The organism is Candidatus Micrarchaeia archaeon, assembly GCA_041650355.1.
Taxonomy (GTDB): domain Archaea; phylum Micrarchaeota; class Micrarchaeia; order Anstonellales; family Bilamarchaeaceae; genus JAHJBR01.
In genome coordinates this window covers 1-2,819 of sequence record JBAZLI010000101.1, presented here as the reverse complement: position 1 = coordinate 2,819, position 2,819 = coordinate 1, and the positions used below count along the sequence as shown (strand labels likewise).

4 protein-coding genes are annotated in these 2,819 nt (G+C 57.1%); all 4 read right to left on the bottom strand.

Annotation, left to right across the window (positions count from 1 at the left end):
* Window positions 1-206 (bottom strand): hypothetical protein (locus tag WC488_05330; protein MFA5077818.1); only part of this gene is annotated, 206 nt, incomplete at its 3' end.
* Between the two features lie 4 nt (window positions 207-210).
* Window positions 211-1,644 carry an ATP-binding protein gene (locus WC488_05325; GenBank protein ID MFA5077817.1) on the bottom strand — a complete coding sequence of 478 codons (1,434 nt, stop codon included), beginning with the start codon at window positions 1,642-1,644 and terminating at the stop codon, window positions 211-213.
* The gene (locus WC488_05320) at window positions 1,644-2,423 is read right to left on the bottom strand and encodes a hypothetical protein (protein MFA5077816.1); all 780 of its coding nucleotides are present in this window, start codon (window positions 2,421-2,423) and stop codon (window positions 1,644-1,646) included. Before WC488_05320 ends, WC488_05325 begins: the two co-directional genes overlap by 1 nt.
* 11 nt (window positions 2,424-2,434) lie before the next feature.
* A partial coding sequence (locus tag WC488_05315) for a hypothetical protein (protein ID MFA5077815.1) occupies window positions 2,435-2,819 on the bottom strand: 385 nt, incomplete at its 5' end.

The following is a 2,819-nucleotide window of genomic DNA, read 5'->3' as shown; positions in this document are numbered from 1 at the left end:
TAGGAAAAAACCATGCGGTCCTTGAAGAATGTGGCGCGGTACACGTTCTGGGGCTTGTCCTTCAAATCCGAGGTTTCAACTTTCTTGAGCTCGAGCCCGCTTTTGCTGCTCGATACGTAGGTGAAGCCGAGCTCCCTGAACTGCTCCTTCAGCTCGGGGAAGTTCCTGAGCAGTTTTCCCTTGAGGGTTATCTTGGCTTCCTCCATAAAATCAATCCTCCAGAATTATGTCGGCCACGCCGCGCGACGCCTTCTTGCGGCGTGCGAGGGAGAACATCCCTATTATGCTTTTCTCCGGTATGCCGAGCTGGCGCAGGAACGAGAGGATGGACGCGCGGGAATAGCCGAACGTCTCGAGCATCTCGATTATTTTCGTGCCTGAAAGCACGCCGTCGCCCTTCTCGAACGCCGAGCGCACCATGCCCACCTGCTCCTCCCCCAGGCCGAGCTCGTAGAGGAGCTTTACGAGCTGCTCCCTTTCCATCTCTATTTCCATGCCCTCACCCGCGACCTTGAACGTGAATAGAGGCGCCTCGCCGTCTATCTTCTGGAGCAGGAAGGTGGATGCCTTCGCCTGCCTTTCCGCAAAAATCATGTGCACCGCAGAATCCCCCACTCCGAACTTGCTTATTTCGGAATCTATGAAATCCGAGTAGCCCAGGGACTCCTGGACATAGCGCCTGAACTCCTTGAGCACCAGGCGCAGGATGAACATCGTGCCCGCGTTGCTCAGTATGGTCTTGTGCATGTCGCCGGGATTCTGGCTCGCGACTATGAGCGCGAAGTTGTATTTGCGGCCCTCGCGTATTATGGTTATCACGTCGCTGCGCTCGTCCTGCGCGATTTTCCACGCTTCATCGAGCACGACGAGGAGCTTTATGCCTTTCTCCTCCTGCACGCTCTCGCGGCGCATGCGCTCCTTTATGAACTGGAGTATCGTGAGGCCTGCGAGGGAGCGGAGCTCCTCGCTGGGAAGGCTGTGCAGGTCTATGGAAACGAGCCCGGAAGTGAGGAGCTTGGAAAGCGAGAGCGTGCTTCTTCCTGAGAAGAAGTCGCTGCCCTGGATTGTGAAGCGGCGCACCATGCGCGCTGCCTTGTGGCTGCTGCGCTTTTCCAGCTCTGCCAGCAAATCAGCGAGGACGGGCCATTTCCTGTTTTTGTAAACCGCTTCCAGGGCAGCCTCGATTTCCTCGCGCTCTTCCGGGAAATTGCCCAAATCAGCGAGTATGGTGAGCGAGGAGATGATTTGCTTCACGCGCTCGCCGCTGGTCATTCCGGCGAGGTCCAGGAGGTTGAGGTGCTCCACGCTCAGGTCGAGCACTTTCCCGCCCGCCTGGTGCACCCATTTGTTGTATTCCCCGGTCCAGTCCAGGATTATGGCGTTGGTGTCCCATATGAGGGAGGAGCGGGTTATGAACGTCTTTACCAGGTAGGATTTGCCGCTGCCGGTTATCCCTACTACTGCAATGTGGGGATTTATCAGCTTCTTGTAGTCCCAGAACACAGGGACCGAGAGCCAGCGGGTCTTGCCGACGTAAATGGAATCCTGCGGGTCCGAGAGCAGGAGATCCTTGCGGGGCTCGGGCGGATGGACCAGGAGCAGGCGTTTCGCAATGTCCCTGCCCATCAGAGTGCTGAGACGCATCAGAAAACCTCGTCCGCGAGCTCTTCCCTGCCTTCTGGCACGAAATAATCCCACTCGAAGCAGCGTATCATGTCCAGGTCAGAAAGGTCGCGCACGTCTGAGGAAAGCGTGCTGGAAAGAATCGTCTTGATTTCCTGGGCCTGCCTCTTGGCGCGCATCACGGCTTCGTCCTTGGTCGCGCCGAACGCGGTGGTGCTCGCGTATGCTATTATCTCCATGGGGCGTTCACCGGAGGTCATGCGCTCCAGAAGGCGGTTCCACATAGTTATGGAGCGGTCGAGGCGTATCGCGTCAGGGCCCTGGCCCGCGAGCTTGGATTTTTTTGCCTCGGCCTCGCTGCGCCTGGTCTTTATGTCGTCAACGTACTTGGAAACGTCCACTGAAGAGAGCATGAAGCTGATTTTCATGGTGTGCTTGAGGGAGCCTAGGGCTTTCTCGAACGACTCGAAAAGCGAGCGCTTCTCGCCTTCGCCCTTGTCCATCGTGCTTTCGTAGAGCATGATTTCAAGGAACCGGGTGACGTAGTAGCCGCTCTGGGTTTTCTTCACCACGTAATCGCGCGATGCGGGAATTGCGTAATTGCCGCGCACCTCCACTATATTCGCGGCTTTTGTAAGATGGGGCACGAGGAGGTAGCCGTATTTCCAGATGAAGAGCGAGAGCGCGAAGAAGGCTGCGGCGAGCAGCGCGGAGAAGTAGGAGCCGAGGGCCAGCGAGACTACCAGGGCGAGCACGCCGCCGAGCAGGGACGCGATTGTCATCGCGCGGTTGAGCACCATGTTTTCACCTTTCACAGCTTGGAAACTTCGGTCAATATTTCGCCGCCGAAGGACGAGGAAAGCTCCTTTACGAGCACCAGCGTGGCCAGGAATGCGAGCACAGGCACGATTACGGAATAGAAGAAAAGGGATGCGGATGCGTCTGTAACTTCCTGGCTGAGGAGCGTGAGGTCGCCGGTGAAGTCTGGCCCGGCTCCGAAGCTCATGTTGTACAGCTTGGCCCCTATGGCGTTGTTGTTGTTCAAATCAATTATGGGCACGGTCTTGTAGGCAGGGTTGGAAAGGAATCCGGAAATGGTGGAATTGGCCTGGCTGAGCTGTGGCAGGGGCGGCTGGAACGCCATCAGCATGAGCGGGTAGAATATTATGAGCGAGAATGCCGCGGCTATGAGGAAC